Annotated in this window: 5 protein-coding genes; 2 read left to right on the forward strand and 3 right to left on the reverse strand. The window is 41.5% G+C overall.

What is annotated here, in order from left to right; genetic code table 11:
* Positions 1-143: 143 nt before the first annotated feature.
* Entirely contained in the window at positions 144-488 is a 345-nt protein-coding gene (locus AC5V8P_RS23260) for a hypothetical protein (protein WP_064795607.1), read from the forward strand.
* 478 nt (positions 489-966) lie between these two features.
* Here AC5V8P_RS23260 and AC5V8P_RS23265 read toward each other — a convergent pair whose 3' ends face one another.
* Both AC5V8P_RS23265 and AC5V8P_RS23270 read right to left on the reverse strand, forming a co-directional pair.
* Entirely contained in the window at positions 967-1,752 is a 786-nt protein-coding gene (locus AC5V8P_RS23265) for an alpha/beta fold hydrolase (RefSeq protein WP_063206756.1), read from the reverse strand.
* 149 nt (positions 1,753-1,901) lie between these two features.
* The gene (locus AC5V8P_RS23270; RefSeq protein ID WP_155762505.1) at positions 1,902-2,063 is read right to left on the reverse strand and encodes a hypothetical protein; all 162 of its coding nucleotides are present in this window, start codon (positions 2,061-2,063) and stop codon (positions 1,902-1,904) included.
* Between the two features lie 271 nt (positions 2,064-2,334).
* Between AC5V8P_RS23270 and AC5V8P_RS23275 the strand changes: the two genes are divergently transcribed.
* Complete coding sequence (locus tag AC5V8P_RS23275) at positions 2,335-3,882, forward strand: sensor domain-containing diguanylate cyclase (protein ID WP_495473910.1); 1,548 nt, start codon at positions 2,335-2,337, stop codon at positions 3,880-3,882.
* Between the two features lie 125 nt (positions 3,883-4,007).
* On the opposite strand, the gene AC5V8P_RS23280 is transcribed toward AC5V8P_RS23275, so the two are convergent.
* Entirely contained in the window at positions 4,008-4,889 is an 882-nt protein-coding gene (locus AC5V8P_RS23280) for a LysR family transcriptional regulator (RefSeq protein ID WP_063206750.1), read from the reverse strand.
* Between the last annotated feature and the right edge of the window lie 138 nt (positions 4,890-5,027).

A 5,027-nucleotide genomic window follows, 5' to 3' on the forward strand; every position in this document is an offset into this window, starting at 1 on the left:
TGTCTCATATCGGACTATCGTGTATACAGAGTACCCGTTCGGGTTCGTTATATGCCTATTTTAAGGTAGAGTAGTTTATAGCACGGTCCAACGCTCCTTTGTGTGCATTTAATATCTCATCACAACAAAGGAGTTGATTTTTAGTGGCCATTCGTCCTCCAAAAACGCTGAAATCTACGGGCAGAAAAGTTCCTATTACGAGATATCGCAATGTCAGCCCAACACAAACATTTCGTCGATTTACAGTTATCTGGGCTAACAATGATGGTGTACCTTTTAACACAACCGGATTTTTCGCTACACTTCGCCGTTTAGATGGAACTTTCGTCCAGGCTGCAGGCTTTGACAGTTTTGGTACTGCTCGATTCAGCAGGGTCCGCACACCTACGAACCAAGCTTATATTCTGCGCACTTTTAGAGATGATGGAGTATTATACCGCGTTAGATCCGTACCTGCTGGCGTATCCTCATTTGTCGTTATTGGTTAAGTTCGTACCGAACGCAGCCTAGACGTAATTAAAAAAAGAAGCCAGTAACAGAGCATATCTGTACTGACTTCTTTTTTGTTTACTACCTATATCTGAACTCCAACGAATTGCTGAGGAAAAGTACTATTGACGAATGGATGCGGCTCTGATAATCGGCTCCGTAGACAGAAACTCTCTTGAGGCAACCCGGTCAGTTCCAAGGCTGGAATGAGGCCCAGCGGCTCCAATCGAGGATTTTGTAAAGCATTTAGCTCTTGAGCTTTTAAAAAGAAGCGCAAAAGTCTATACCGGAGCAATAAATCCGGATTCTGTAGTAGCTGCAACAGAGGTTGCGAAAAATGTAAGAAGCCTGAGAAACAACCTGCTTTCAACAGATCGTTTCTCAGGCTTTTATCTTTCTGTGAACACTACGGTTAACTTCTTTTTCGCTTCGCTCTTGCGCAAGAGGGAGTGAATCAAAAAACAGCGCTTATCGGTACTATCCAATAAATTGCCTCAACAAATGGTTGAACCTGTCACGCTCTTCCCAAAATGCGCCATGACCGCTGTACTGAAACGGGACAAGCTGTGAATTTCTTATGTTTTGATTGAGTTCCTCGGCCTGTGCAAATGGAATCACTTGGTCGTGAATACCGTGGACAATTAACGTAGGGGCAGATATTTGGGGCAGGTCACCATATACATTTTCATCCCTTAACATAACTATGACAGCCGCAGTTGACCAGCCTCCTGCCTGTAATCCCAACTGAAAAAACCAATCTGAGAGCGGATCTGTTATATACTGGAAGAAAAAACTGTCTATTAATCCCCGTATCATCTTGGGGCGATCCTTTAATGTTTCATTCAGCATTTGGTTGGCGGCTTCTTTATCAGCAAAGCCCACGGGAGCCGCAGCGTCTATAAGAACAAGCTTAGATACTCCATAACCCTTGAACCTAGCCATATATCGAATTGCAATTGCTCCACCTGTAGAGTGACCCACAAGTATAAAGTTATTTAATTGAAGGGCGCCGATTAGATTGCGAATATCATCTGCCAGTCGGTCCAATGTGTAGCCGTGAAAGGGTTTATCTGAATTGCCGAAACCTCTCCAGTCTATTCCTATGCAGCGGTACCCCTTTGCAGGAAGAACATTAAACTGATATTCAAACTGTTTATGGCTCAAAGGCCAGCCATGTAAAAAAACGATGGTCTTGCTACCCTCAGGATTTAAATCTTCCACATATAAATTTACGCCCGGTTCTACATTAACATAGTATCCCACGCATTTTCCTCCAGTATTTGTTGAAGTGACTTCACCATAAAATACTCAGTCAAGCGAACATAGGTGAATATCTAACTGTCAGCTGCTCGTTAAAAGAGCCCCTATGAATCAGCGTGGCAAATCCATTTACAATTGCTCTGCAAAACCGGTTATCCCGAAGGCTGTAATTTAATGCTAGAGTTTCGAATCCTGGCGAATCTCTTGACCGTGTTTACAGTCGTAAGTCCGCTTTCATTCGATAAGTATTCCATAATAAGCTTGTTCAAAAATAAAAACAATTCCCCATTCATTTCCTTAAAGTTATAGTTCATTAGCAGCCCCCTTGGATTTTTGTGTGATTTGTCCTAAAATGTTCGTGTTAGTTCCGAGAATAGTAGTTCAACATCCCATTATCCACTAATCCTATGTTTCGCTAAAATCCGGCAGGAAGTATCTCCCGCCCTGTTGTCAAATACATACTTCAGGCGGTAGCTGATTAATGAGTAATACCGCTGTTTAATTGAAAGTCTGCTACTATTACTAACGAGAGTAACATCGACAATAGACAAACATGATATGGAAGGGCTTCCTATGTTTAGATATATGATTGCGAACTTCGCCTTGTTAACAGCGTTCCTTTTTCTCTTCAACCATTTATTCAGGGGCTACTTGATGAAAGATCATCGGACCTTGCGATTCAAGCTGCTTATAGGAATTATGCACGGCTGCTGCGCTCTTTTTCTTCTGTTGTTCAGTTATCAGGTTAACGGAACGTCCTTTATCGATTTCCGGCATATCGTTGTCATCAGTTCCGCTTACTTTGGGGGTCTGCCTGCTTCTTTAGTGACCGTCGTATTTTTTGTGTTTGGCCGGGTAACCTTAATGGAAACCTTTACACCTCTGCTTACCAGCATCATGCCGTTGTTTTCGATTACATTAGCTGCCATCGGCAGCGGGATGATTATGCGTATTGTTAAAAGCTATAGTCTCCGCTGGTTGCTTTCAGTTCTGCTGAGCATGACGCTCATAACCGTTGTATCGCTCTTGAGGGGGATTACAAACGATACCTATTCCTATTTAGCATTTGTCGGTTTAGGCGGACTTTTTACAGCATCGCTAATTGCCTTCTTTTCTACGACAAATCAATTAACTATACAATTAGAGCACAGCGAGCGAAAGTACCGTTCCCTCCATGCCCTTCAAGAGGCGATTTTTCAATCCGCAGTAGGCACGGCTATAGTAGCCTTTGATTACCAGGGAGAGATAACACATGCCAATAAGGGGGCCGAAAAAATGCTTGGCTACCGGTCCGACGAGCTGATTGGCAAGGCATCCCCTCTGATCTTTCACGACGCGAATGAAGTCGAGACTTACGGGCAAGAGCTATCCGAAAAAATTGGGAAACCTGTTCATGGAATCAATGTGTTTTTTTATGGAGCGTCAGAACATGTATCCGAAGCACGTGAGTGGTCATATATCCGAAAAGACGGTGCCAGACTAACGGTATTGATGACATTATCGCCGCTTTTACTGGATGGGAAGATGGTTGGGGTCATTGGGAGTGCTACGGATATCTCCGAAAGGAAGAAAATGGAGGACCAATTAAAGCAGCTTTCCCTGCTCGATGGCCTAACCAAAATTGCAAATCGCCGTTTTTTTGATGAAATGCTTAAGCATGAATGGGAACACGCCATGCAGCATCAGACAGGGCTGTCTCTCCTTTTCTTTGATATTGATCACTTCAAAGCATACAACGATTTATACGGACATCAAGCCGGGGATGATTGCTTGCGAAAAGTAACGTCCATTGCCAAAAAGGCCCTCAATCATCCGGCAGCCACATTTGCTCGTTACGGAGGGGAAGAATTTACGGTAATCCTGCCAGCTATGAGTACCGGACAAGCGGTGCAAATGGCCGAAAATCTGAGATTAAGCATAGAAAATGCTGCAATCCCGCATAACGGATGCATGAAAAATGTGATTACGGTTAGTATTGGTGTCTCAATCTGCTATCCTGATGCCAACAGTGCTCCAGAGGAGCTCATCGCAAAAGCAGACGAAGCACTTTACTACTCTAAGTGGCATGGGCGCAATCGTATAACTAATTACAAGGAGATACCGACAAAAGCAAGTAACACTTCCACCCTATAACCTCATACCTGATTACACTGGCTACACAAACAGCAGGGGCAGTTGGGTCCTTAATTTCCCAGACTGCCCCTGCTGTTTGTTCACAAGATGCGAGTTTATAAACAATTGTGAGCGAAGAACTGGGTTCAGGTGAGTAATTCTTTTAAAGTTGAAATCCATCGCTTTACTTCTAAGCGCTCTTCACCTCGAAGACAAGCAACACCATAAATCACTTCTTCAGTGTAGCTTAAAGGAACAAACGAGATCTCGTTATCCTCAACAACCACGAAATTCGGCAGAATCGAAACACCAAGATCACTTTTTATCATGGTGTTTATTGTATTTATGGTATCTCCGTAGGTAAAACTTGAATCAGGACAATTCTCAATAATTTTCCTGTGCATGCTTTTTAGTGTTGGAGGGGATTGGTGCTCGTTAAATAAAATGATCGATTTATGATTTAATTGTTCGAAGTTTAGTTCACGTTCATTCGCAAGAGGATGATTTTGGGGCAAAACACAAACATACGAGCCTTTAAGAACGGGATAAAAGCAAAAATCAATGTCCTTTCCTAAATTATCTTCTGTAGTAAATATAATATCAAACTTTTGGTTTAATAAGTCATCTTTTTCTCTAGTCAAATTGGATTTTTTTAACTGAATTTGAATCTGTGGATATTTTTCCTTAAATCGCTTAATAATATCCGGCAAAACTTTCTTCTCAAAAACAGTCTCGGTGTAGCCAATGATTAAGGTACTATCATATTTTTCCGAAAGTCGTTTTGCTTTCTTTATGGATTGGTCTAATCTAAATAGAAGCCCTTCAATATCTTCATAAAAACTATTGCCGGCTACAGTCAAATTGACAGTTCTTTTGTTCCGAACGACTAAAACGATTCCCAATTCATTTTCTAAGCTTTTGATGTTGTGACTCACAGCAGGTTGTGTCAAATTTAATTTATTCGCAGTTGTTGAAAAGTTAAGTGTCTCAGCAAGAGAAACAAAGCATTTTAGTTGTTGAATATTCATTTGAAACACCCTTTTAGTAATAAATGTTTTTTATAAATCATAACATAAGGTAATTACACACTTGCGTCAACCTATGATATTCTTTCCTTGTGAAAATTATCACTAGGAAAGAAGGTATCAAAATGCGTTATATTATTA

Source organism: Paenibacillus sp. N119s, from assembly GCF_059447605.1.